General features: G+C 73.8%; 19 protein-coding genes. 13 read left to right on the plus strand and 6 right to left on the minus strand.

The genetic code is table 11. From position 1 onward, the window contains the following. Positions 1-212: 212 nt before the first annotated feature. The gene (locus C892_RS0120485) at positions 213-1,004 is read left to right on the plus strand and encodes an AMP-binding protein (RefSeq protein ID WP_239647462.1); all 792 of its coding nucleotides are present in this window, start codon (positions 213-215) and stop codon (positions 1,002-1,004) included. Between the two features lie 243 nt (positions 1,005-1,247). On the opposite strand, the gene C892_RS0120490 is transcribed toward C892_RS0120485, so the two are convergent. Further along, positions 1,248-2,213 (minus strand): alpha/beta hydrolase, encoded by a 966-nt coding sequence (locus C892_RS0120490; protein WP_017558707.1) that lies wholly within the window; start codon positions 2,211-2,213, stop codon positions 1,248-1,250. Positions 2,214-2,369: 156 nt separating this feature from the next. Continuing rightward, on the minus strand, positions 2,370-2,882 hold the full coding sequence (locus tag C892_RS0120495; protein WP_017538950.1) for an ATP-binding protein: 513 nt from the start codon (positions 2,880-2,882) through the stop codon (positions 2,370-2,372). A 357-nt stretch (positions 2,883-3,239) separates the two neighbouring features. On the opposite strand from C892_RS0120495, the gene C892_RS0120500 reads away from it, so the two are divergent. The 5 genes from C892_RS0120500 (at position 3,240) to C892_RS0120520 (ending at position 9,856) form a co-directional block, all read left to right on the plus strand. Continuing rightward, positions 3,240-4,223: an ATP-binding protein gene (locus C892_RS0120500; protein WP_017558708.1), complete on the plus strand. Its 984-nt coding sequence runs from the start codon at positions 3,240-3,242 to the stop codon at positions 4,221-4,223. Positions 4,224-4,660: 437 nt separating this feature from the next. Next, positions 4,661-6,253 (plus strand): ABC transporter substrate-binding protein, encoded by a 1,593-nt coding sequence (locus C892_RS0120505; protein WP_017558709.1) that lies wholly within the window; start codon positions 4,661-4,663, stop codon positions 6,251-6,253. Between the two features lie 83 nt (positions 6,254-6,336). Continuing rightward, a complete protein-coding gene (locus tag C892_RS0120510; RefSeq protein WP_017558710.1) occupies positions 6,337-7,290 on the plus strand; it encodes an ABC transporter permease in 954 nt (317 codons plus the stop codon). After that, positions 7,287-8,186 (plus strand): ABC transporter permease, encoded by a 900-nt coding sequence (locus C892_RS0120515; RefSeq protein ID WP_017558711.1) that lies wholly within the window; start codon positions 7,287-7,289, stop codon positions 8,184-8,186. Before C892_RS0120510 ends, C892_RS0120515 begins: the two co-directional genes overlap by 4 nt. Positions 8,187-8,203: 17 nt before the next feature. After that, positions 8,204-9,856 (plus strand): ABC transporter ATP-binding protein, encoded by a 1,653-nt coding sequence (locus C892_RS0120520; RefSeq protein WP_017558712.1) that lies wholly within the window; start codon positions 8,204-8,206, stop codon positions 9,854-9,856. 118 nt (positions 9,857-9,974) lie between these two features. Here C892_RS0120520 and pta read toward each other — a convergent pair whose 3' ends face one another. Continuing rightward, positions 9,975-12,026 (minus strand): phosphate acetyltransferase, encoded by a 2,052-nt coding sequence (gene pta, locus C892_RS0120525; RefSeq protein ID WP_017558713.1) that lies wholly within the window; start codon positions 12,024-12,026, stop codon positions 9,975-9,977. Positions 12,027-13,341: 1,315 nt separating this feature from the next. Between pta and C892_RS0120530 the strand changes: the two genes are divergently transcribed. The 6 genes from C892_RS0120530 to C892_RS0120555 all read left to right on the plus strand — a co-directional run bounded on the left by C892_RS0120530 (position 13,342) and on the right by C892_RS0120555 (position 19,981). Beyond that, positions 13,342-14,817: an aldehyde dehydrogenase family protein gene (locus tag C892_RS0120530; protein WP_017558714.1), complete on the plus strand. Its 1,476-nt coding sequence runs from the start codon at positions 13,342-13,344 to the stop codon at positions 14,815-14,817. 89 nt (positions 14,818-14,906) lie between these two features. Continuing rightward, entirely contained in the window at positions 14,907-16,016 is a 1,110-nt protein-coding gene (locus C892_RS0120535) for an alcohol dehydrogenase catalytic domain-containing protein (protein WP_017558715.1), read from the plus strand. Between the two features lie 193 nt (positions 16,017-16,209). Next, entirely contained in the window at positions 16,210-17,016 is an 807-nt protein-coding gene (locus C892_RS0120540) for an alpha/beta fold hydrolase (RefSeq protein ID WP_017558716.1), read from the plus strand. A gap of 7 nt (positions 17,017-17,023) precedes the next feature. Then, positions 17,024-18,274 carry an LLM class flavin-dependent oxidoreductase gene (locus tag C892_RS0120545; protein ID WP_017558717.1) on the plus strand — a complete coding sequence of 417 codons (1,251 nt, stop codon included), beginning with the start codon at positions 17,024-17,026 and terminating at the stop codon, positions 18,272-18,274. 397 nt (positions 18,275-18,671) lie between these two features. After that, complete coding sequence (locus C892_RS0120550; RefSeq protein ID WP_017558718.1) at positions 18,672-19,418, plus strand: hypothetical protein; 747 nt, start codon at positions 18,672-18,674, stop codon at positions 19,416-19,418. Next, the gene (locus tag C892_RS0120555) at positions 19,415-19,981 is read left to right on the plus strand and encodes a hypothetical protein (RefSeq protein WP_017558719.1); all 567 of its coding nucleotides are present in this window, start codon (positions 19,415-19,417) and stop codon (positions 19,979-19,981) included. The genes C892_RS0120550 and C892_RS0120555 overlap by 4 nt, the downstream gene beginning before the upstream one ends. Here C892_RS0120555 and C892_RS0120560 read toward each other — a convergent pair. Next, positions 19,927-20,769 (minus strand): GNAT family N-acetyltransferase, encoded by an 843-nt coding sequence (locus tag C892_RS0120560; RefSeq protein WP_026124517.1) that lies wholly within the window; start codon positions 20,767-20,769, stop codon positions 19,927-19,929. The two genes, C892_RS0120555 and C892_RS0120560, sit on opposite strands and share 55 nt — an antisense overlap. A gap of 358 nt (positions 20,770-21,127) precedes the next feature. Beyond that, on the minus strand, positions 21,128-22,864 hold the full coding sequence (locus tag C892_RS0120565) for an alpha/beta hydrolase (RefSeq protein ID WP_017558721.1): 1,737 nt from the start codon (positions 22,862-22,864) through the stop codon (positions 21,128-21,130). Positions 22,865-23,033: 169 nt separating this feature from the next. Between C892_RS0120565 and C892_RS0120570 the strand changes: the two genes are divergently transcribed. Beyond that, positions 23,034-23,504, plus strand: coding sequence for an Lrp/AsnC family transcriptional regulator (locus C892_RS0120570; RefSeq protein WP_017558722.1), 471 nt, complete (start codon positions 23,034-23,036; stop codon positions 23,502-23,504). Between the two features lie 40 nt (positions 23,505-23,544). On the opposite strand, the gene C892_RS0120575 is transcribed toward C892_RS0120570, so the two are convergent. Next, on the minus strand, positions 23,545-25,254 hold the full coding sequence (locus C892_RS0120575) for a flavin monoamine oxidase family protein (protein WP_017558723.1): 1,710 nt from the start codon (positions 25,252-25,254) through the stop codon (positions 23,545-23,547). Between the last annotated feature and the right edge of the window lie 58 nt (positions 25,255-25,312).

The following is a 25,312-nucleotide window of genomic DNA, read 5'->3' on the forward strand; positions in this document are numbered from 1 at the left end:
CTCCGCCCCCTCGGGGGCGGCGGAGCAGGGCCCGGCGGCGGCACCGCGGAATCGCTGGAGGACCGTGCGGCCGCGGGTGCGGAGAGGGGAGGCACCCGCGGCGCCGACGGGCACGGCGCTACCGGGCTCGCCACGTGGAGGGGGCGTGACGAGCCCGGCAAGCGATGGCGCCGGACTCACCGGCAGGCGATCGAGGCGATGTGGGGGACGGGATGAGTGATCGGACCGCGCACGGCGCTCCGTCCGGTTCGCTCACCGAGGGGCTGCTGGAGCGGCTGCAGAGCTCGGCCCGCACCCCCGCGATCGGCGCGGCCGACGGCGCGCGGACCCCGGCGATCGTCTTCGCCGCCACCGCCGAGCGGGCCGCGGCGGGGCTGGTGCGCCGGGGCGTCCACCCGGGGGACGTGGTGGCCGTGCTGGCCCCGCCCTCGCCCGACCGGCTGCTGGCGGTGTTCACCGCGCTGGCCGCGGGGGCGGTGGTGCTGCCGCTGGTCCAGGACGACCGCTCGGCCGCCGCCGAGGTGCTCACCACCACCGACGCCCGGCTGCTGCTGGCCGCCGAGGAACTCGCGCCGGAGGCGCTGGAGCTGGCCGACCGGTCCCGGGTGCGCCAGGTCGTCGCCTTCGGGCAGGCCGCCGAGACCACGCCGTTCGACGAACTGCTGCTGCCCGGCCCGGAGGGGGCCGAGCCCGACCGCGGCGACGGCGCCGGGGAGTCCGGGCTGATGACCTACGTGGCCGACGCCCGGTCGGTGCGCACCGCCCTGCACGGCCAGGAGGAGCTGCTGGGCCGCTTTCGCGCGCTCGATGCCGACCTCGCCCTGACCCACCAGGACACGGTGGCTTTGGACGCGTCCATGCCCGAGGCCGAACGGGTGGTGCTCGCGGCGGTCGCTCTGTGGCGCGGCGCCTCCGTGGTGGCCTCCCCCGGCGAGGCCGACACTGACCTGGCCGCCCTGGGCGTCACCGTCCAGGGCTCGCCGGGTCCCGCACGCATCGGCTGACAGGCCGCCCCCGCGGTCCCGGGGAGGTGCGCCGGCTCCCGTCCGTTCCGCCGGCGCACCTGCCCGGGGCCGGCCCCGGTGCCTCGCGGCGGGGGTGCCGACGGTGCGGTACCGGCACAGGGCGGCCCGAGCAGCCCGAGCGGTCCGAGCAGCCCGAGCGGTCCGAGCAGCCCGAGCGGTCCAAGCGGTCCGAGCGGCCCGAACGGGCGCGGTGGCGGCGGGACCCGGGCCGGGCGGCGCGCCTCAGGCCTGCGGCACGGCCAGGGCCCTCTTCATCGCGTCGTAGAAGGGCTGCGCCGACGCCCGCGCGGCGGGCACGGCGTGCATCCAGCGCAGGAAGCTGTGGACCATGCCCGGGGCGTCCCACCGCTCCACCGGGACGCCGGCCTCCTCCAAGCGCTCGGCGAAGGCGGCGCCGTCCTCCTTGAGGGGGTCGTGCTCGGCGGTGAGGACGAAGACGGGCGGCAGCACCGACAGGTCGCGGGCGCGCGCCGGGGGCACGTAGTGCGGCAGCTCGGAGACCGGGAAGCCGCCGAGGAAGGTCGCCATGTACCACCCCAGCTCGTCGGCGCTCATGCCGCCCGAGTCGTCGGCGTCCCCGCCGGAGGTGCCGGAGGCGGCGGCGAAGCCCTCGCCCAGGGCGGCACCGGTGCCCGGGTAGACCAGGCCCAGGTGGACCGGCCCGGGGACGCCGCGCTCGGCGGCGATGAAGGCGGTGCACAGCGACAGGAACCCCCCGGCGCTGTCCCCGGCGACCGCGATCCGCCCGGGGTCGGCGCCCAGGGCGGCGGCGTTCGCGCGCAGCCACCGGTAGGCGGCGAAGCAGTCCTCCAGCGCGGCCGGGTAGCGGTGCTCGGGCGCCATCCGGTAGTCGACCGAGACCACCAGCGCCCCGGCCTGCTCGGCCAGCAGCCGGACCGCGTTGTCGTGGGTGTCCAGGCCGCCGACGACGAACCCGCCGCCGTGCAGGTAGAGCACCGCCGGCAGGTCCTGCCGGGCGGTCGGCCGGTAGATGCGCACCGGGACCTCCGGCGCCCCCTCGGGGCCGGGGACGCGGCGGTCCTCGACGGAGTGCAGGTCGGCCAGGCGCGGCGCCTCCAGCGCCTCGGCCCGCTCGCGGGCGCGCTCCGCCGGGACGTCGAGTGCGTCGTCGAAGACGACCTCGGTGAGGGTGCCGAGGTACTCCTGAAGCTCGGGGTCGACCGCCATGCCGCCCGCCTCCTGATTCCGCTCGCCGGGCGCTCGGGGCGCCGGCCGGGGACGGCCCCCGGCCACGGCGAATCTACACACCCGGGCCGATACCACTCACACCGGGGATGAAATGCGAATACGACCGACGGTGACCGTCGGGGCGGGAACGCAGGGTCACTCCTCGGGCAGGTCGATCTCGAACCAGGCGACGTGGGTGGCGTCGCTCCGGTACTCGCCGCTGCGCGTGGTGCAGCTCTCGATGATCAGCTTGCCGCGGCCGTAGTCCCCGTCGGCCTCGCGCAGCTCCCCGTCCGGGCCGGCGTCCCGGCTCTTCTCGCCCTGGTCGGCCACGGCCACCCGGACCCGGCCGCGCTCGATCCGGATGGACAGCGTCATCACGCCGCCGATCTGGCCGGAGCGGGAGTGCAGCAGCGCGTTGGTGGCCAGCTCGCTGGCGGCCAGCTCGGCGTCGTCGACCGCCTCGCCGGGCACCGGGCCGCCCGGCGGTCGGGCCTGCTCCAGGACGTCCCGAACGCGTGCGCGGATCGAGCGCACGGCGGTCAGGTTGCCCACGCAGCTCCACACGGTGTGGTCGGTCGCGGCCGCCGCGAACTCGTCCTCGGCCAGGCCGGGCGCGGCGACGGGGTCGGCAGCGGCGTACTCCTGGAGTCGCTGCGATTCGGTCATCCCCGTGTCACTCCCATCACCGGCCGACGGTAGCCGCTGGCCTCACCTTAGACAAAGGCGCACCATGACCAGGACAGCACACCCGGGCCCGGTCGGCGGCGGCAACCCCACAAAACACGTCTCCGTGTCCGGTCCCGATACGACAAAGAACAGGCCCGCCCGTAAACACCCCTTTCCACCTGCACATTCCCCGGGCCCCGCGGACCGGGGGCCCACGCGGCGCGGCGGGGCGGACACGAGGGTGAAATCCCTGACACGGCCGCCTTCAAGAACGATAATCGTTACCATCACCACGCGCCCCTCTTTCTTCCCCGGGGCGCCTTCGACCATCCAGGGACAACGTTCGGAAGGCACCAGATGAAGATCGCGTTCGCGGGCAAGGGCGGGAGCGGCAAGACCACCCTGTCCGCCCTGTTCACCCGGTTCCTCGCCGAGTCGGGGCACACGGTGGCCGCCATCGACGCCGACATCAACCAGAACCTCGGCCAGGCCCTGGGCGTGCCCGCCGACGAGCTGGCCGCACTCCCCCCGCTCGGCGGGCACCTGACCGAGATCAAGGACCTGCTGCGCGGCACCAACCCGCGCATCCCCTCCGCCGAGGCGATGGTCAAGACCACCCCGCCCGGCCGCGGGTCGCGCCTGCTCGCCCTGGACGGCGACAACCCGGTGCACCGGCGGTTCGGCCTGCGCACGGCCGGCGGCGCGGTGCTCATGGCCACCGGCCCCTTCACCGAGGACGACCTGGGGGTGGCCTGCTACCACTCCAAGGTCGGCGCGGCGGAGCTGTACCTGAACCACCTGGTGGACGGGGAGGGCGAGTACGCGGTCGTGGACATGACCGCCGGCGCCGACTCCTTCGCCTCGGGGCTGTTCACCCGGTTCGACGTCACCTTCCTGGTCGCCGAGCCGACGCTGCGCGGCGTGGGGGTCTACCGCCAGTACGCCGACTACGCCCGCGAGCACGGCGTGCGGATCATGGTGATCGGCAACAAGGTCGAGGACGGTGCGGACCTGGAGTTCCTGCGCGAGCACGTCGGGGACGCCCTGGTCGCCGCCTTCGGGCACTCGCGCTTCGTGCGCGCCATGGAGAAGGGGCGCCACCCCCGCCTGGACGAGCTGGAGGACGACAACCTCAAGGTGCTCGCCTGGATGCGCGACGCGGTGGACGCGACCCCCAAGGACTGGGAGGCCTTCACCCGGCAGGGCGTGGAGTTCCACCTGCGCAACGCCGAGGCGTGGGCGGAGGCGGCCACCGGGCGCGACCTGCGGGGGCAGGTCGACCCGGACTTCACGATGGGGCCGTCGGCGCTGGCCGCGTCCCGTCGCCCCGCGGCCTCCTGACCCTCCCTTTACCAAGCATGCGCTTGATATAAGCCAAAACGGGCGAAACTTACCTCAAACAACACGTTTTCGGGAACCGCAGGCATCGATTCGATCACGACATCACGGCCCCGGAAGGCGCTTCCGGGACCGTGAGACGCACTCGCACCATCCGGACGCCGGTGCGCCTGACGCAACTTGCGATAATCGCATCACCGCAGGTCACGCCCATTTTAGCTACGTTACGTAACGAAATGCCATAAGACCTCCCTCACACCCGGTTTCACCCCCTGTCATCGATTGACCACGGTTTGACGTGCATCTTCACGGTGATGACTATCGATCAGGTCGGTGCGCGCCACGCGTGCGCCGCGGGTGCCTCCCCCCTCGTCGCCGTTCCCCCGGTCCCGGCGCCGGAACGCACCCTGTCCTGACCCCAGCCCGAACCGAGGTGTCACGTGTCGTCCCTGCCCAGCGAGTCCGACCATCGGCCCACCGCCCAGGACACGGCGGCGGCCCCCAGCCGCCGCTCCGTCCTCATGGCGGGTGCGGCCGGCGCCGTCGTCGTCCCCGCGCTCTCCGCCTGCGGTTCAGGCTCGAGCGGCGGGAGCGGCGAGGGCGGCGGGCGCCTCCGGGTCGGTGTGGCCGGCGGCTCCTCCAATGACACCGTGGACGCCCACGACCCCACGGACAACCCCGACATCGCCCGCGTCTACAACCTGTACGCGGGCCTGTGCCGGTTCGCCGCCGACTTCAGCATCGAGCTGGCGCTGGCCGAGTCGCTGGAGCCCAACGAGGCCGCCGACGTGTGGACCGCCACGCTCAAGAAGGACCTGACCTTCCACGACGGGTCCCCGGTCAACGCCGATGCGCTCATCTTCACCCTCAAGCGCATCACCGACCCCGACAAGCCGGGCACCAGCGCCGAGCAGCTGTCCACGATGAAGCGGGACGAGCTGAAGAAGGTCGACGACCTGACGGTCGAGATCCCCTTCGAGAAGCCCTACGTCACTTTCAAGGAGCTGTGCGCCGAGTACGCCATGGGCGTGGTGCCCGAGGGCTACGACCCCGAGAAGCCCGTCGGCGCCGGCCCCTTCGCCTTCAAGGAGTTCACCAAGGGCGAGCGCAGCCTGTTCACCGCCTTCGACGGCTACTGGGACGGCCGCCCCAAGATCGACGAGGTGGAGATCATCAACTTCGCCGACGAGAGCGCCCGGGTCAACGCCCTGGTCAGCGGCGAGGTGGACGTCATCGCCCAGGTCCCGCACAGCCAGATCGAGGTCGTCGAGTCCAACGACAACCTCCAGATCATGGAGTCGGAGTCGGGCATGTGGCTGCCGTTCACCATGCGGGTGGACCAGGAGCCCTTCGACGACGTCAAGGTGCGCCAGGCGTTCCGGCTCATCGTCGACCGCCAGAAGATGATCGACCAGGCGCTCAACGGCTACGGCCTGGTCGGCAACGACATGTACTCGCGGTTCGACCCCTTCTACAACGAGGAACTGCCCCAGCGGGAGCAGGACATCGAGGAGGCCCGCAAGCTCCTCAAGGAGGCCGGCTACGAGGACGACCTGGAGGTCGAGCTGGTCACCGGCCCGATCAACGCCGGTGCCGAGGCCGCCGCCCAGGTCTTCCAGGAGCAGGCCAAGGAGGCCGGGGTCACCGTCAAGCTCAAGCGGGTGACCAGCGAGGAGTTCTACGGCGACAACTACCTCAAGTGGACCTTCGCCCAGGACTTCTGGAGCGCCCGCCACTACCTCTCCCAGGCCGCCCAGGGCTCCTACCCCGGCGCGCCCTTCAACGAGACGCACTGGGAGGACGAGGAGTGGATCGAGCTGGTCGACGAGGCCCGCCAGACCACCGACGACGACGAGCGCAAGGAGCTCGTCCAGAAGGCGATGGAGATCGAGTACGAGCGCGGCGGCTACATCGTCTGGGGCTTCCCGAGCATGATCGACGGGATGAGCACCAAGGTGAAGGGCTTCGAGCCCTCCGTGGTGGGCCACCCGCTGGGCGGCTACAACTTCCGCTCGGTGACCATCGAGGGCTGACCGTCGAGCACTGACCGGACGGGGGCGGCGCGCCGGCGCGCCGCCCTCCCGAACGCCCGCTCCCGCCGACTCCGAAGGTCACCATGCTTCGACTCATCCTGTACCGCCTCTGCTACGGGCTGCTGACCCTCTTCGTGGTCTCGCTCGTGGTCTTCGCGGCCACCCAGGCGCTGCCGAGCGACCCGGCCCAGGCCATCCTGGGCCGCGAGGCCGCCGACCCGGCCCGCCTGGAGGCCCTGCGCCGCGAGCTCAACCTCGACCAGCCGCTGGCCCTGCAGTACTGGAGCTGGCTCAGCGGCGTCCTGGTGCTGGACTTCGGCACCTCGCTCTCGGGCGGCATGCCCGTCTCCGAGCTGCTCGGCCCGCGCATCCAGGCCAGCCTGACCCTGATGCTGATCACCGCGGTCATCGCCGCCCCCATCGCGATGGCCATCGGCGCCTTCGCCGCGCTCCGCCGCGACCGCCGCTTCGACCACTCCTCCTCCATGATCACCCTGGTGCTGGCCGCCGTCCCGGAGTTCGCCGTCGGTATCGTCGCCATCCTGCTGCTGTCCACCGGCGGGCTGAAGCTGCTGCCCGCGGTCTACGCCGGCAGCTCCACCGAGGTGCTCTCCAACCCCGACCAGCTGGTCCTGCCGGTGCTGACGCTGGCCATCGCGGTCAGCCCGCCGATCATCCGGATGATGCGCGCCTCGATGATCGAGGTGCTGGAGAGCGAGTACGTCCAGCAGGCCCGGCTCAAGGGCCTGCCTGAGCGGACGGTCATCTGGCGGCACGCCGCGCCCAACGCGATCGGGCCGGTGGCCCAGGTGATCGCGCTGCAGCTGGGCTGGCTGGCCGGCGGCGTGGTCGCGATCGAGTTCCTGTTCAACTTCCCGGGCATCGGCAAGGCCCTGATGGACGCGATCGAGGCCCGCAACCTCCCGGTCATCCAGGCCGTCACGCTGCTGATCGCCGCGGTGTACGTGCTGGTCAACCTGGTCGCCGACGTCGTCGGACTGGCCGCCAACCCGAAGGTGAGGGTGTCGTCGAGATGAGCACTGCCGACACCGCGCGCACCGGCGGCACCGCCGCGGCGCCCGCCGGGCCCGTCCGCCGCCCCGGACTGCTGCGCACCGCCTGGCGCTACCACCGCACCAAGATCGGCGTGGTGCTGGCCGGCGCCGTGCTGCTGGTCGCCGTCGCCGGACCGTTCCTGAGCCCGTTCTCCCCGACGGAGATGGCCGGGCTGCCCAACTCCGCCGACGCCGAGGACACCCTGCTGGGCACCGACGAGGTCGGCCGCGACGTCTTCAGCCGGTTCCTGCACGGCGGCTACACCCTGGTGAGCATCGCCGTGCTCTCCGCCCTGGCCGGCGTGGTCGGAGGCGCCGTGCTCGGCCTGGTCGCCGGGTACCTGCGCAACTGGGCCGACGAGCTGATCATGCGCACCAACGACATGCTGCTGGCCTTCCCGCAGCTGGTGCTGGCCCTGCTGCTGCTGTCCATCCTGGGGCCGCAGGTGTGGCTGATCGTCGTGATCATCGCCCTGTCGCACGCCAACCGGGTGGCCCGGGTGACCCGCGAGGCCACGCTCAAGGTGGTCGAGCAGGACTTCGTCAAGTCCGCCGAGGCGATCGGGGTCCCCCGGTGGCGGATCATGGCCGCCGAGATCCTGCCCAACATCACCAGCCCGCTGCTGGTCGAGCTGGGCCTGCGGATCACCTACTCGGTGGGCACCATCGCCACGCTCAGCTTCCTGGGCATGGGCCTGCAGCCGCCGACGGCCGACTGGGGCCTGATGATCAACGAGGGCCGCACCGCCATCACCATCCAGCCGTGGGCGGTCGTGCTGCCGGTCGCGGCGGTCGCGGTGCTGACCATCGGCGCGAACCTCATCACCGACGGGCTCTCCCGGGCCTCCATCGGGATCGACCGGGGGGTGGAGAAGTAATGACCGGCTCCGAACCAATGACCGGAACCGAACAGGCGGAAGGGGACGGCGCCGCGGCGCTGCGCGTGGAGGACCTGGCCGTGGTCGGCCACCCCTCGAACGTGCGGATCATCTCCGGGGTGTCGCTGACCCTGCGGCGCGGGCACATCCTGGGCCTGGTCGGCGAGTCCGGGTCGGGCAAGACCACCCTGGGGCTGTCGCTGCTGGCGCACTGCAAGCGCGGCACCGAGGTCGCCGACGGCGCCATCGAGGTCTCGGGAACCCCGCTGACCGGGCTCGACGAGGCCCGGGTGCGGAGGCTGCGCGGCCGCGCGGTCGCCTACATCCCGCAGTCCCCGGCCTCGGCGCTCAACCCGGCGCTGCGGCTGCGCACCCAGCTCATCGAGGCGCTGCACGAGTGGGACGAGCAGGAGCGCGGGCCGCGCGCCGACCGGGTGCGCGAGGTGCTGCGGGAGGTGGCGCTGCCCGACGACGACGCGTTCCTCTCCCGCTACCCGCACCAGCTCTCCGGCGGCCAGCAGCAGCGGGTCGCCATCGCCATGGCCTTCGCCGGCTACCCCGACGTGATCGTCATGGACGAGCCCACCACCGGCCTGGACGTGACCACCCAGGCGCACGTGCTGGCGACCATCCGCTCGATGACCCGCGACTACGGCATCGCGGGGGTGTACATCAGCCACGACATGGCGGTCGTCGCCGACCTGGCCGACGACATCGCGGTGATGTTCAAGGGCGAGGTCGTCGAGCGCGGCGCGGCGGCGCGGGTGCTGGCCGAGCCGGAGCACCCCTACACGCGGCGGCTGCTGCGCGCCGTGCCGCTGCTGCGCACCGAGGGCCACCCCGAGCCCGGGGAGCCGGACGCCGAACCGGTGCTGCGGATCTCCGGGCTCCAGGCCGGCTACGGGCGCACCACGGTGCTGCACGACATCGAGCTGGAGGTCCAGCGCGGCGAGTGCGTGGCCCTGCTGGGCGAGTCCGGGTCGGGCAAGACCACGCTGTCGCGGTCGGTCGCCGGGCTGCACACGCAGTTCTCCGGCGAGATGCTGTTCGACGGCGCCCCGCTGGCGCACAGCAGCTACCGGCGCACCGCCGACCAGCGGCGCCGGGTGCAGTACATCTTCCAGAACCCCTACGAGGCGCTGAACCCGCGCAAGCGGGTGCGGGACCTGATCCTGGCGCCGTACACGCACCTGGCGGGGCGGCCCCGGGACCCCGACGCGGTGGTGGCCAACGCCCTGGAGCGGGCGGCGCTGCCCGCGGAGTACGCGGCGCGCTTCCCCGAGCAGCTCAGCGGCGGTGAGCGGCAGCGGGTGAGCATCGCCCGCGCCATCTCCACCGGGCCCGAGCTCCTGATCTGCGACGAGATCACCTCGGCCCTGGACGTCTCGGTGCAGGCCGAGATCGTGGAGCTGCTGCGCAACCTCCAGGACGAGGGGATGGCGCTGCTGTTCGTGACCCACAACATCGCCCTGGTGTCGAACATCGCGCAGAAGGTGGCGGTGCTCAACAAGGGCGAGATCGTGGAGTACGGGCACGTGGGAGAGGTGATGGCGCGGCCGCGGCACGAGTACACGCGCGCGCTGATCGCCGACACCCCCGACTTCGAGCTGTCGCTGCCCGACGAGGCGCGGGCGGCGGACACGCAGCTGCCGGAGGCCGCCGGGCAGTAGCACGGCGGAGGCGTCCGCGGGGGCGGCGGGGTGTTCCCCGCCGCCCCTTCGCCGTTCCGGCGGCCGGGCGCCCCGGCGCCTGTCGGCGGCTCCGGCCCTCCGGCACCCCCGATCGCGGTCAGTCCGCCTGCTGGGCCTGGACGGCCGTGATGGCGACGGTGTTGACGATGTCGCCGACCAGCGCACCGCGGGACAGGTCGTTCACCGGCTTGCGCAGCCCCTGCAGGACCGGGCCGACGGCGACGGCGCCCGCGCTGCGCTGCACCCCCTTGTAGAGGATGTTGCCGGTGTTCAGGTCGGGGACGATGAACACGGTCGCGCGCCCGGCGACCTCGCTGTCGGGGAGCTTGGTGCGGGCCACGCCGGGGTCGATGGCCGCGTCGTACTGGATCGGCCCCTCCACGGCCAGCTCGGGTGCGCGCTCGCGGACCAGCGCGGTGGCCCGGCGCACCTTGTCCACGTCGGCTCCGGTGCCCGAGGCGCCGGTGGAGTAGGAGAGCATGGCCACCCGCGGCTCCACTCCGAACCCGCGCGCGGTGCGGGCCGAGTCGACGGCGATGGCGGCGAGCTGCTCGGCGTCGGGGTCGGGGTTGACCGCGCAGTCGCCGTACACCAGCACCCGGTCGGCCAGGCACATGAAGAAGACGCTGGAGACCAGGGAGCTGCGCAGGACCTCGAAGGAGGGGCGGATGGTCTGGGCGGTGGTGTGCACCGCGCCGGAGACCATGCCGTCGGCCATCCCGCACTGCACCATCATGGTGCCGAAGTAGGACAGCTCGCGGACGGTGTCGCGGGCCAGCTCCCTGCTGACGCCCTTGTGCGCGCGGAGCCGGGCGTACTCCTCGGCGAAGCGTTCCACGAGCCCGGGGGCGGCCTCCGGGTCGACCACCTCGGCGGCGGACAGGTCCAGGCCCAGGTCGGCGGCGCGGGCGCCGACCTGCCGGGGCGACCCGAGCAGCACCAGGTCCGCGGCGTCGCGCCGGAGCAGCAGGTCGGCGGCGCGCAGCACCCGCTCCTCGGTGCCCTCGGGCAGCACGATGCGGCGGCGGTCGGCGCGGGCCCGCTGCAGCAGGGTGTGCTCGAACATGAGCGGGGTGACCACCGGCGAGCGGGCCACCTGGAGCCGCTCGACGATGTCGCGGCCGTCGACCGCCTCGGCGAACACGCCCAGCGCGGTCTCGATCTTGGTCCCGGCGCCGGGGGCGATGTGCCCGCGGGTGCCGGCGGCCCGGGTGGCGGTGGGGAAGGTGTCCAGGTCGGTGGCGAGCACGGGCAGCCGGATGTCCATGCCGGTGAGCAGCCGCCACACCGGTTCGGGCAGGTCGGCGCCGCCGGTGAGGACCACCCCGGCCAGCGGGGGGAAGTCGGCCGAGGTGTGCGCGGCGTCGATCGCCGGCAGCAGGGCGCTGGCCCGGTCGGAGGCCATGATCACCACGTGGTCGGGTTCGAGCCGGTCCAGGATGCTCGGCAGCGACATGGCCGCGACCAGCAGTCCGGAGACCTCGCGGCCGAGCCGCTTCTCCTCGCCGAAGAGCAGCCGCGCCTGGCAGGCGTGCTGCAGGTCGCGCAGCGTGGGGGCGCGCAGCCGGGGGACCTCGGGCAGCACGTAGCCCTCACCGTCCAGGCGCTCGCGCAGGCCGGGGGCCTGGTCGGGGTCGACCCGGTCGACCACGGTGGCCAGCAGGGAGGCGTGCTCGCGGTCCAGTTCCTGGCGGGCGATGGCGATGACGTCGCGGACCTCGGCCTCGCCGCGCCCGGCGCCGGAGACCACCAGCAGCACGGGGGTACCGAGGTTGGCGGCGACGCGGGCGTTGAAGGAGAACTCGGTGGCCGAGCCGACGTCGGTGTAGCCGGAGCCGACGACCACCATGGCGGCGTGCCGGGAGGCGACCTCGTGGTAGGACTCGACGATGCGCGCCATGGCCCGGTCGGGGTCGGCGCGGACGTCGGCGTACTCGGCCCCGACGCACTCCTCGTAGGCGTCCTGCAGGTCGAAGCGGGTGCGCAGGGTCTCCACGATGGGGTCGCGGTCGCGCCCGTGCCCGCCGGCGACGGGCCGGAACACCCCGACCGAGTGGACCGTGCTGGAGAGCTGCTCGGCGGTCCCGAGCGCGACGACCGCCTGCTGGCTGTCGGCGTCGGTGGCCGCGATGTAGACGCCCCGCGTCATGCGCCCCGCCTTTCGAAGTCCTGCCCACGCGCCATCGGAGCCATGACCCCATGCGCCGCGAGGGGCCGTGGCCCCCAGGCACGCCGGGGCCGTGGCCCGCGTCCAACGGGGCCCGTGAGAACAAAGGCCCCCGCACCACGGTAAGCCGGACAAGCGGGCCCCCTCGGGCAGGTCCACCCCGACCGGGGATTTCGAAAGGCAAAGCTTCGCCCAATGCGGCGAGAGGCGGTGAGTCGGCCGGGGCGGCGCTCCAGCGGGAAGCGGCATCGAGCGCAGAGGGCGCGGACCGCCCGGAAGCGGCGGCGACGAGGGAGTCGGGCGGGTCCCCGCTCCTGCTTGTCGGCCGCCGGGCCCCTCGCGGTCCAGGCGTCAGCGGCGACGGATCGGCAGGTACCCCGCTCACGCCCGCTTCCCGGCCGCCGGGTCCGCGCCGGTCAGGGGTGGGGCAGCGACGACGGATCGGCAGGTACCCCACTCGCGCCCGCTTCCCGGCCGCCGGGTCCGCGCCGGTCGGGGCAGAGGAACGGCGACGACGGAGCCGGGCGGTTCCCCGGCCCTGTCGGTCGGCTGTCGGGCCCCTCGCGGTCCGGGCCAGAGGCGGCGACGGAGCAGCTGGTACCCCGCTCGCGCCCGCTTGCCGGGCGGCGGGCCGCCGCCGGTCGGGCCGGGAGGAGCGGCCAACGCATCGATAGTGGCGAAATCACCACTCAACTGCACATCGGGTGGCAATACCACCACTATCGATGCGCCCACCCCCTGGCCTGTGCCCGATGCGCCACGAGATGTCCGGTCCGAGGCGCCCCAGAGGGGCTCGCGCGCCCTGACCGGCGGGCCGGAGCCCCTTCGGGGACCGTAACCCTGGTTTCCGGTCCGCCGCATCAAGATCGGTGTCCGGTTCGCCCGGCTCGCGGGCGGTGCGGGGCCCCTCGCGGGCCCGCGCCCGGGGCCGGGTGGGGCGCCGGGAAGGGGGCGGGGCGCGGCGGCGGCCAGACCGGAACGGGATTCGGTACCGACACCCCCTCCAACGGGGCACCAGCCGCGCCGTCGCCGCCCTTGACCTGGACCGGCGGTGACCCGGCGGCCGACCAGCAGTCGGGGAACCGCCCGGCTTCATCGTCGCCGCCCTCCCGCCCCCGACCACCGGCGGCCCGCCGCCCGGCAAGCAGGGGCGCCCCCACCAAGCCCCATCTACAACCTAGCGCTCGCTTGGTGTGCGGGTTAGGATTCCGGTGCCGCGCACGACCTCACCGAAACACCCCCTCTCCCCCGGCCCCTCGCCGGTCCGGACGGGGGGCGGCCGCGAAAGGACACACCGATGACGGCAGCCCTGCCCGCCTACTCCAACCACATCGGTGGCGCGTCCCGGCCCGCGATCGGCGGCGGGTGGCTCGACAGCACCGACCCCGCCACGGGGCGGGTCTGGGCGCGCGTGCCCGATTCCGGGCCCGAGGACGTCGCCGAGGCCGTCGCCGCCGCCCGCCGGGCCTTCCCCGAGTGGCGGGCCCACTCCCCCGCCCGGCGCGCCGCCGCCCTGCACCGGTGGGCCCAGGCCGTCGGTGAGCACGCCGAGGACCTGGCCCGCACCGAGAGCCGCGACAACGGGCGCGTCCTGCGCGAGACGCGCGGCGCCGACCTGCCCGGCGGCGCCCTGCACATCGAGTACAACGCGAGCCTCGCCGACAAGACCGCCGGGGAGACCGTCGACCTCGGCGGCACCGCCTCGGTCTCCACCTTCTACGAGCCCTACGGCGTCGTCGGCGTGATCCTGCCCTGGAACGCCCCGCTGGCCATGTTCTTCGCGAAGGTCTCCGGCGCCCTGGCCGCGGGCAACACGGTCGTGGTCAAACCCGCCGAGCAAGCCTGCTGTTCGGTGCTGGCCGGGTGCGCGCTGCTGGAGGAGGCGGGGCTGCCGCCCGGGGCGGTGAACGTGGTCGCCGGCACCGGCGAACGCGCCGGGGAGGCCCTGGTCCTCCACCCCGACGTTGCCAAGGTGCACTTCACCGGGTCCACTGCGACCGGGCGGCGGGTGACCGAGCTGTCCGCGGAGGGCCTCACCGACCTCTCCCTCGAACTGGGCGGCAAGTCGCCGTGCATCGTCTTCGACGACGCCGACCTGGACGCGGCCGCCGACGGGGCCGCCGGGGCGATCTACACCGGCGGCGCCGGCCAGTCCTGCGTCGCCGCCTCCCGCCTCCTGGTGCAGGACTCCGTCTTCGAGGAGTTCACGGCCCGGCTGCGCGACCGCGCCCGGGCGCTGCGGGTGGGTGCCCCCGCCTCGCCCGGCACCGACATGGGCCCCATCGCCTTCGCCGAGCAGTACCGCAAGGTGCTCTCCTACCTCGAACTGGGGCCGAAGGAGGGCGCTGAGACGGTCTTCGGCGGCCGCCACGGCCCGGACGCGCTCAGCGAGCCCGACCCGGACCTGTCCGAGGGCTACTGGGTCGAGCCGACCCTGTTCGCCGCCGAGGACAACGGCCTGCGGATCTGCCAGGAGGAGATCTTCGGCCCGGTGGCCGTGGCCCTGCCCTTCTCCACCGAGGAGGAGGCCTACGCCGTCGCCAACGACACCGGGTACGGGCTGGCCGGCGGCGCCTGGACGCGCGACCTGGCACGGGCGCGGCGGGCCGTCGCCGCGATCGACGCCGGGACGGTGTGGATCAACACCTTCCGCCGCCTGCACTGGGCGGTGCCCTTCGGTGGCCGCAAGCAGAGCGGCAACCTGCCCTCCAACGGTCGAGACGCGCTGCGGGAGTGGCTCACCCTCAAGACCGCCTGGATCGAGCCGGGGTGAGGCGGGAGGGGCGCACGTCCGCGCCCCGTCGCCTCAGATACCGACCCGGAACATGCCCGAACCCGGCCCGGACAGGAAGGACGTGACGGATGCTGATGCGCGCGGCGGTGCTGACCGCCTTCGGCTCCCCGCTGGAGATCCGCCAGGTGGAGGCGGGCGACCCCGGCCCCGGCGAGGCGCGGGTGCGCATCGCCGCCTCGGGGGTGTGCGGCTCGGACCTCAAGGCGATCGACGGACACAGCCCCGTCGTGCCGCACACACCGGTCGTCTGCGGGCACGAGAGCTCGGGGACCGTCGAGGCGGTCGGGCCCGGGGCGGAAGGGATCGCCCCCGGAGACCCGGTGCTCATCGCCATGAACCGCCCGTGCGGCAGGTGCCGGATGTGCGCCCGCGCGCAGGCCCACCTGTGCACGGACGATGCACGCCTCAAGGCGATCATGGGACTCACGCCCGACGGCGGGACGCGCCTGCGGATGGACGGCGCCGGGCTGCGGCCCTATCTGGGAATCGGCTCCTTCGCCGAGTACGCGGTGGTCTCCGAGCGGGCCCTGGTCCCGCTGCCCCGGGACGTTCCCTTGGAACCGATGGCCCTGCTGAGCTGCGCGGTGGTCACCGGGGTGGGGGCGGTGCTCACCACGGCGCGCGTCGAGCCCGGCTCCTCGGTACTGGTGGCGGGGTGCGGGGGCGTGGGCCTGAACGCCGTTCAGGGGGCCGCGGTCGCCGGCGCGGCACGGATCATCGCCGCCGACGTGGTGGAGGCCAAGGCGAAGGCGGCGGAGCGTTTCGGCGCCACGGACACGGTCACCGCCGGGGAGGCGCTGGGCGAACGGGTGCGGGAGCTGGTGCCGGGCGGGGTGGACTACGCCTTCGAGGCCACGGGGGTGCCGGGGGTGCTGGCCCAGGCGTTCGGGGCCACGCGCGCGGGCGGCACGACCGTGATGGTCGGCAGCCCGCCCCCGGGCGCCGAGGCGTCCGTTCCGGCGGGGGCGCTGTTCGCCTCCCGCCGGCTGATGGGCTGCCAGGGCGGCGACGCGTCGCCGCACACCGACCTGCCACGCCTGGTCGACCTGTACAAGGCGGGGCGGCTGCGTCTGGAGGAGCTGATCACCGAGCGCGTGGGCCTGGACGGGGTCGAGGGCGCCATCGACCGTGTCCGAAGGGGCGAGGCCGCGCGCGCCCTGGTCGTTCCCGGGGCTTGAGGGGCTCCTCTGCCGGGGGCGGGGGGCACGGCGGGCGGCGGGCCGTGCCCCCTCCGCCCACGCCCTCTCCCCGCCGCTGAGAACGGGTCGGTGCGGCGATTGATCCCCCGGTCGGAAGGGGTTACCGTGAACGGGTCCGAAAAACTGAAACATGTTCTGCTTTTTGCCCGCACCGTCCCCCGCGGGAGCGTCCATGGCCTTCACCGACCTGACCGATGTGCGGCTCTTCCACACCGACGACGGCCCCGCCGCCCCCGCACGGACGCTGCTGCTGGTGCACGGCTGGGGCTCGGACTCCCACGAGTGGGTGCAGCACATCCGCCCGCTCGCCCGGCGCCACCGGGTGCTCGCCCCCGACCTGCGCGGACACGGCGCCTCCTCGGTCCCGGACACCCCCTGCACCCCCCGGGCCATGGCCGCCGACCTGGCCGCACTGCTCGGCCGCGCCGGCACCGGCCCGGTGACCGCCGTCGGCCACTCCATGGGCGGACAGGTGGTCGGCCTGCTCGCCGCCGACCGCCCCGACCTGGTCGACCGGGTGGTCACCGTCGACCCCGGCTACGGGTTCGACCCGGCCGAGACCGATCCGCTGCCCGCCGCCGTGCGCGCCCTGCACGGCCCCGACCCGGTGGGCACGGCCCTGGCCCTGGACTCCTGGAGCACCACCCCCGCCACCCCCGACTGGATCCGCACCTGGCACGAGCGGCGGCTGCGCGCCGCCCGCCCCCGCGTCCTCGCCGAGGCCTTCGCCGGGATGTTCACCGACCCCGGGGCGATCGGCCCCCGTCCCGCCGCCCGGGAGCACCTGGCCGGGCGCGCCCAGCCCGCGCTGTCGTTCTGGCACCACCCGGGTCGGGCCGCCTGGGAGCGGCCCCTGCTCCCGCCCGGGTCGCGGGTGGTGTGCTGGGAGGGCGCGGGCCACCGGCTGCACGAGGAGCGGCCGGCCGACTTCCTCCGCGAGCTGGAGGACTGGCTGGCCGGAACCGACCACGAGAGGTGAGACCGCCGTGAAGTTCAGCCTGTTCATGAACCCCCAGATCCCCGGGTCCGGATACGCCGCCGAGGACAACGCCCGCGCACTGCGCCCCATCGGGCGCGACCGCGCCTCCTACCAGGGGCTGCTGGACGAGGTGCGGGAGATCGCGGTGCACGCCGACCGGATCGGCTTCGACGCCCTGATGCTCACCGAGCACCACTTCCACTCCGAGGGCTTCGAGTTCTCGGTCAACCCCCTGATGGTCCTGGCCGACCTGGCGGCGCGCACCGAACGCATCCTCCTGGCGCCGCTGGGGCTGGTGCTGCCGGCCTGGGACCCCGTCCGCGCCGCCGAGGACGTGGCCCTGCTCGACCACTTCTGCCGCGGGCGGCTGCGCCTGGGCGTGGCCCGGGGCTACCAGTCCCGGTGGGCCGACGTGCTCGGGCAGCGGTGGAAGTCGCAGGCGGCGCGCAGCGACGGGTCGCGCACCGACGACCGCAACTTCGACGTCTTCGGCGAGCTGCTGAAGATCATGAAGATGGCCTGGACGCAGGAGACCCTGCGCTACAAGAGCGACGTGATCGACTACCAGGTGCCCTTCCCCTACGAGGGCATCGAGGGCTGGCCCGCCCAGGAGTGGACGCGCACGTTCGGCGCCCCGGACGAGCTCGACGACGAAGGGCGCATCCAGCGGGTGAGCGTCGTCCCGCGCCCCTACCAGGACCCCTATCCCGAGCTGTGGCAGCCCTTCACCGTCAGCGACCGGTCGGTGGTGCGGGCGGCGCAGGAGGACATCCTGCCGTGGATGTTCACCCCGCTGCCCGGGGAGCACCGCAAGAAGGCCGAGCTGTACCGCGACACGGCCGCCGAGCACGGGCGCCGCTACCGGCTGGGCGAGCACACCGGCATCCTCAAGATCGTGGGCATGGCCGCCACCCGCGAGGAGGCGGTCGCGACGTACGGGGCGAAGATGCACAAGGACTTCGCCTCCTTCTTCGGCCCCTTCGGGTACTTGGAGGTGCTGCGCACCAAGGAGGACGACTCCTCGGCCCCCATCAGCCCGGAGAAGGGCGACTTCAAGCGGATGGCCGATGTCCAGATGGCGCTGATCGGCGGCCCCGACGACGTCAAGCGCGGCATCGAGGCGGTACTGAAGGAGATCCCCGACCTCGAGTGGTTCGGCCTGTTCATGCAGGGCCAGCAGGGGGTGCTCCCCCTCGACACGGTCAAGCGCAACCTGGAGATGTTCGCCGAAGAGGTGATCCCCGAGTTCCGCGACTGATCCGGCTCCTCCGCCTCCGGCCCCCGGGCCCCTGCGGGAGGCGGGCCCCTGCGGGAGGCGGAGGCCGGTCCGGGTGGGGCGGCCGGTTCCGGCCGCCCCACCCGGACCGGCCGTGCCCGGCCGCGTCCGCTCATGCCCGGCCGGCGCGTCCGCCCCGGCCGTCGGCCCCCGAGCGGCGCCGTGCCCGGGGCCGCGCCGGACCGCGGTCCGAAACGTCCCCTTCCCTCCCTCCTTCCTCTCGGACGTGAGTCCGACGGCCTTCTGAGGACCGGGCCCTCTCATGCCGGAAATGGGTCCACTTGCCCCTGTTTTCCGCGTCGCCTTGCGGGCGATAATCGACTGCCCCGCCCGTGGAGAGCGGGCGGGAGGGCCGCCGGACAACTGAAGAGGGAGGGGTATGGAGCTCGAACGCGTCATCATCGGACTCGTCGCCGCGCTCCTGCTCCCGTACTCCATCCCGGCCGTCCGCCCGCGCGCGGGGATCGCCCTGCCCCTGACGGCGATCTACGCCGCCTACGCCCTGGCGCCCGTGCTGGCGTCGGCCACCGCCGGGGTCCTTCTGCCGGCGACGGTGGCCGCCTCCTGGGGCCTGTGGCGCCTGGCCCGCACCGACGCCCACATGCAGGGGTCCCCGCACATCCTCATCTCCCGCTCCGTGGCCGGGACCATCTTCGCCCCGCTGGGCTTCTCCCTGGCCGTCGCGGGGGCCGCCGCGGCGTTGCACACGGGGACAGGGGTCCTCAGCGGGGCGCGTGATCTTATCCTGGACGACAGGACGGCGATCGTGGTGTCGGGGCTCCTGGTCGCCACGTTCATCGGAGGGGAGGTCGTCACTCACACGCTCCACCCGTTCTACGCAGAGCTGAAGAAGGCCGAAGCGGAGGAGATGGAGCCGCTCAAGGGAGCGGGGACGGCCATCGGGTGGCTGGAGCGGTCCATGACCTACGCCCTCGCCGTCGCGGGGCGCCCGGAGGCCATCGTCGTGGTGGTCGGCATCAAGGCGCTGGCGCGCTTTCCCGAACTGCAGAGCAATCAGAAGCGCTTCGCCGAATACTTCCTCATCGGCTCCATGAGCAGCATCGGCCTGGCCCTTCTGATCGCCGCGGTGGTCCGCATCGTCCTAGGAGAGAAGGCACTCGGGTGACACAGCAGCACGCGTCCCTCCACAGCCATCCCCTCTTCGTCGAACTCGCCCGGCTCGACCTGCCGGACGAGGACTACATCCTCGCCGGAAGCGGCCCGCTCCTGGCCCGCGGGATCCGCGCCGACATCACCGACCTGGACGTGGTGGTCCGCGGCCGGGCCTGGGACATCGCCCGCCGGCTGGGCCCGGTGGTCACCGCCCCCTGGGAGGGGGTGCGCCGGGTGGTGCTCTACGGCGGCAGCCTCGACGTGCTCAACGGCTGGTTCCCCTCGATGTGGGACCTGGACGAGTTCATCGAGACCCGCGAGTACATCGACGGCCTGCCCTTCGCCCCGCTCGACCGCGTCCTGCGCTGGAAGCGCCGCCTGGGCCGGGCCAAGGACATCGCCGACATCAACGCCCTGATGGAGCACCTGGTGGGCCGGTCGCCCCTGACCCCCGCGGGGGCCGACGAGCCGCCGCTCACGGCGATCGCCGGAGAGCCCCCCGCGCTGAGCGGGACCGGGCCTCAGAACAGGATCGACATGACCTCGCCGACCTCGCGGAAGCCGACGCGGTCGTAGACGGCCCGGGCGGCGGTGTTGTAGTCGTTCACGTACAGGGTCACCCGCGGGGCGATGTACTCGCGGGCCAGGCGGGCCACCGCGGCCATGCCCGCCACCCCGTAGCCGTGCCCCCGCAGGTCGGGGTGGACCCAGACGCCCTGGACCTGGCAGGCGTACGGGGTGACCGCACCGACCTCGGCCTTGAACACCACGCGGCCGTCCTCGATGCGGGCGAACGCGCGCCCGGAGCGCACCAGCTCGGACACGCGCGCCCGGTACATCGCGCCGCCGTCGCCGGCGTCCGGGGCCACGCCCACCTCCTCGGTGAACATCGCCACGCAGGCCGGGAGCAGCACGTCGAGCTCCTCGGGGCGCACCCGGCGCACGCGGGGGTCGGCGGCCGGGCGGGGCGCCCCCATCAGCTCCAGGACCGGCTGGCGGTCGCGGACCGCCCGGGCCGGGCCCCACGTCGGGCCCAGGCGCTCCCACAGGTCGGTCACGGCCGGGACCGGGCCGACGATGGAGGAGCAGCGGCGGCCGCGCCAGCGCGCCTGCTCGGCGAACTGCCGCACCGCGGTCGGGCCGGCGTCCACCGGGACCAGGTTGGCGCCCGAGTAGCACAGGGCGCTCAGCCGGCCGTTCTCGATGTAGCCCCACACCTCCCCGCCGAGCCGGCCCGGGTCCAGGCCCGAGGAGCGCAGGCGGGAGCTGACGAAGACGTTGCCGACGGGGTCGCGGTCGAGCAGGGCGTGCACGTCCTCGGCGTCGCGCCGGTCGAGCACACGGACAGAGGAGGTTCGCAGCACCCGAATCACCCCGTCTGCCATCAGCCGCCAACCGCCCACAGGCCGCCTCTCGCGGACGACGGGCGCCGTCGTGCGCACGGGTCCGCGCCCGCGGCGGACTGCGCCGCGTCCCTGGTTCAAGACTATGCGACCGACCGTTTCCGGTCGCCCACCGCCCCGCCGGTCCCGACGTGTCGGATACCGCGCCCGGGGCGTGTCCCCCGGGCACTCTTCGGGAGGCGGGGGCCGTCCCTCCGCCTGAGCCGCTGCCGGCCTCCCATGGCGCTGTGCGGTCGTCGCGCAGCGGCGCAGCAGGGGGCGCGGTAAGGGCGCAGTAGGGGCGCGGCCGCGGGCCGAAACCGCTCCGGGGGTCACGACCCTAAGGCCCGATCAGCGCGCCGCGCTCCTCGGCGTCGCGCTCGACGGCGCTCTGGGGCACCTTGGGCTCGGGCTCGGGGCCCGCTTCGCACACCAGGTCGGCGTCGCCGACCGAGCCGGTGTAGGGCACCGTCCCGTCCCGGAGGTAGTCGGCGACCGCCTCGTCCACGCAGGTGTTCCCGCCGAAGGAGACGCCGTGGCTCAGGCCGCCCTCCTCGATCACCAGGCGCGACCCGGGGAAGCGCTCGCGCATGGCGTACGCGCCCTCGACCGGGGTGGGCCCGTCCTCGGTGGCGTGCACCAGCAGCGGCCCCTCCTGGGCCGACCCGGTCCGGGCCCCGGCCGCGGCACCGACGTTCATCCAGGCGTCCGCCTCCGCGGGCCAGAACGCACACGGTGCGTTGTACCAGATGTTGTTCCAGCCGGTGTGCGGCGCTTCGCGGTGCGAGCGCTCGGCGGCGTCGCGCCACAGGGGCCAGGCCGACGGCCACGGGGCGTCGGTGCACTGGGTGGCCAGGTAGGCGGCGTACCCCGGCTCGTCGTCGGGGCCCTCGCCGAAGCGCTCGGCGGCGCCGACCAGGGCCCCCTCGTCCTCGCCGGACACATGGTCGGAGAGCGCCTCGGCCAGCCGCGGCCAGACCGCCGACGCGTAGGCGGCGGGGATGAAGGCGCCCTCGAACTCGGTCGGCCCGACGATGCCGCCGGCCGGCTCCTCCGCCAGCCGCTCGCGCACCGCGGAGTAGGTCTCCTCGACCGCGTCCGCATCGGCGCCCAGGCCGTAGACGTCGTCGTGGCGCCCGGTCCAGGCGAAGAAGTTGCCGATGGCCTCGTCCAGAGCGCGGCTCTGCCTCAGGTTGCTCTCGTACCAGGGCCGCCCCGGGTGGACGACACTGTCGAGGACCATGCGCCCGGTGCGCTCCGGGTACAGCGTCGCGTAGGCCGCGCCGAGATAGGTCCCGTAGGAGTACCCCAGGTAGTCGATGCGGCTCTGGCCCAGCGCGCGCCTGATGCGGTCCATGTCGTGCGCGCTGTCCTCGGTCCGCATGTGCCTGAGGAGGTCGCCGTTGTTCTCGGCGCACGCTTCGGCGTACCCCTGTGCCCGCTGCACCAGCGCGCGCTCGTCCTCGGCGGACGCGGGCACCGTGTCGGGCCGGACCGGGTCGAAGTGGGCGGGGTCGCAGGCGACAGCGGGTGTGCTCGCCCCCGTCCCCCTGGGGTCGAAGCCGATCACGTCGTAGTGCTCGCGCAGGTCCTCGGGGAGCTGTTCGGCGATGCGGACCGCCCACTCGCGCCCGGGGCTTCCGGGGCCGCCGGGGTTCACCACGAGGACGCGGTCGGCCTCGGCCGGCTCGCCGTCGGCGGTGCGCGCGGGGATCCTCGCCAGGGCCAGGCGCACCGTCTCGGCCGTGCGCGCAGCGGCGCCGCCGGTCCTCTGTGTCTCCAGAGGCACGTCGAGCCCGGCGCACTGCGTCCCGGTCCCCTCGACCGTCTCGGCGTCCAGGCCGGTGCACTCGCCCCAGTCCAGGACGGTCCTCCGCTCCCGGTCCTCCCGCCCTGAGGCGTCCGTCGCCCGTTGGGCCCCTGCGCCCTGAGCGATCGCTCCCTGAGCAGCCGTGCCCTGCGCCGCGGCCCCCTGCGCCGGCGCCGCGAGCGCGAGCAGCAGCGCGGCCGGCACGGCCGCGGAAACACTCTTCGCCCCCACCGCACACCCCTCACCCTCGGTGATGGTTCCGATCATCCCTGTGATCATGCCGGATCGGGCGAAGCGACACGGGAGAACGGGGACGAATCGGCGGCGGCCCGGCGCCGGATCGGCGGCGGCAGCCGGACCCGGCCCCCGGCGCCGGTGGGTAGCATCGTTCTGGCCGGGCCCGGACGCGCCCGGCGCGACGTGTGAGGAGCGGGCAGTGCGGTTGGATCGGGTCGATGAGCGGATCATCGCCATTCTCGGCGCCGACGCGCGCGCGAGCTTCGCCGACATCGGGGCCGCCGTGGGCCTGTCCGCCTCGGCCGTCAAGCGCCGCGTCGACCGCCTGGTGGAGTCCGGTGCGGTCCGCGGCTTCACCGTCGTCCTGGAGCCCTCCTCCATCGGGTGGACCACCGAGGCGTTCATCGAGGTGTACTGCCGCCCCCGCACCTCCCCGTCCGAGATCCGGGCCGGCCTGTCGGGCTACGCCGAGGTCACCTCGGCCTGCACGGTGACCGGCGAGGCCGACGCGATGGTGCAGGTGCGGGCGCGCGACATGCAGCACCTGGAGGAGACCATCGAACGGATCTGCGCCGAGCCGTTCGTGGTGCGCACGAAGAGCACGCTGGTGCTGTCCCGCCTGGTCGACCAGCCCATGCCGGCCGGATCGGCGGAGGAGCGGCCGGCCTGAGGCGCCGGCGGCCGCTCCCCCGCCGCGGGGCGGCGTCGGCTCAGTCCTCGGGCAGCTCGACCGGGGCGATCCGGTCGAAGACGTCGCCCGGGCCGGGGTTGGCCGGGTCGGTGGCGCCGCCGAAGTGGTTCATCACGCCCCACACCGCGTTGAGCGCGGTCTGCACCGCCCCCTCGGCCCAGCCGGCGGTCCAGGAGATGTCGTCCCCGGCGAGGAACAGCCCGCGGTGGCGCGGGTCCAGCCGGTCCTGCTTGAAGTGGGTGAACAGCCGCCGCTGGTACCGGTAGTGGCCGGGCAGGTTGGCCTTGAAGGCGCCCATGAAGTACGGCTCGGCCTCCCAGGAGACCGTCACCGGGTCGCCGGTGATGTGCGCGCGGATGTCCACGTCCGGGTAGACCTGGGCCAGCGAGTTGAGCATGACCTCCATCCGCTCCTTGGCCGGGAGCGGGAGCCACTTCAGCGAGTCGTCGCACCAGGTGTAGGACAGGCAGATCGCCGCCGGGCCCTCGCCTTCGCCCTCGAGCAGGTAGGTGCCGCGGGTCATGCGGTCGGTGAGCGTCATGCTCATCGCGTCGCGGCCGGTGGCCGGGTCGGTGTCGCGCCAGAAGGGGCGGTCCACCGGGACGAAGAGCTTGGAGGACTCCATGTAGTGGGTGCGCTCGATCGCCGTCCAGTGGTCGATCGGCAGCAGCGCCTCGTCGCAGGCGATCTTGCTGAGGAGCATCCAGCTCTGCGCGGTGAACACCGCCGCCCGGTAGGTCCGGATGGAGCCGTCGGCGTCGGTGACGGTGACGTTGCCGGCGGGGTCGCCCGGCGCGGCGGTGCGGCGCAGCGCGGTGACCCCCGGGCGCGGGGCCCCGCCGTGCAGCGAGGAGAGGGTGGTGCCCTGCTCCCAGTGCACGAGCTTGTCGGGGGCGTGCTCCCACAGCCACTGCGGCAGCCGGTCGCTCCCGCCCACGATGCTCAGGTGGTCGTCGTCGGCGCCGGTGTAGGTGACGCGCAGGATCTCCAGGATCGAGTTGGGGAAGTCGGTGTCCCACCCGCCGGTGCCGAACCCGACCTGGCCGAAGATCTCCCGGTGCCGGAAGGAGGAGAACGCCGGGGAGTCGCACAGGAACCCGTAGAACGTCTGGTTGTCCAGGCGCTCGACCATCTCGTTCCAGATGCTCTTCATGGCGTCGGTGTCGCGCTCGCGGATGGCGCGCTGCATCTCGGAGTGCCGGGCCCCCTCCTCCAGGGTGGTGTTCCAGGCGCGCGCGACCTCTTGGTAGACCTCCGGCAGGTCGTCGGTGGTGCGCGCGTAGTGCGCCTCGCCCTTGAGGTCGACCACGGTGCTGGGCGTGGACGGCGCCAGCGGGTTGGGGAAGGGCACCGTGCCCAGCCCCGCCCGGTCGATGTAGTGGAACAGCGAGGTGGAGGACGGCGGGAAGCGCATGGCGCCCATCTCGGCGACCACGTCGTCGGGGTGGCCGTCGAAGCGCTCGGTGCGCAGGCGTCCGCCGAGCCGGTCGGCCTCGTAGACGACGGGGCGCAGCCCCATCTTCATCAGCTCGTAGGCGGTGACCAGGCCGGAGAGGCCGCCGCCGATGACGGCGACCTCGGTGCCGTGCGCCTCGGGCGGCACCGCGCCCAGACCGGCGGGGTGCTCCAGGTAGGCGTCGTAGCCGAAGGGGAAGTCGGGGCCGCACATGGTGAGCGGGCGGCTCTCGGTGCGCTCCTCCGGGACGGCGGTGGGCACGGCGGACGTCATGCGGGGGTCCTCCTCGGGATGGCGGCGGTGGGCCGGCGGCGCCGGAAGGGCGAGGCCG

It is taken from the genome of Nocardiopsis baichengensis YIM 90130 (assembly GCF_000341205.1).
GTDB classification, from domain to species: Bacteria; Actinomycetota; Actinomycetes; order Streptosporangiales; family Streptosporangiaceae; genus Nocardiopsis_A; species Nocardiopsis_A halophila.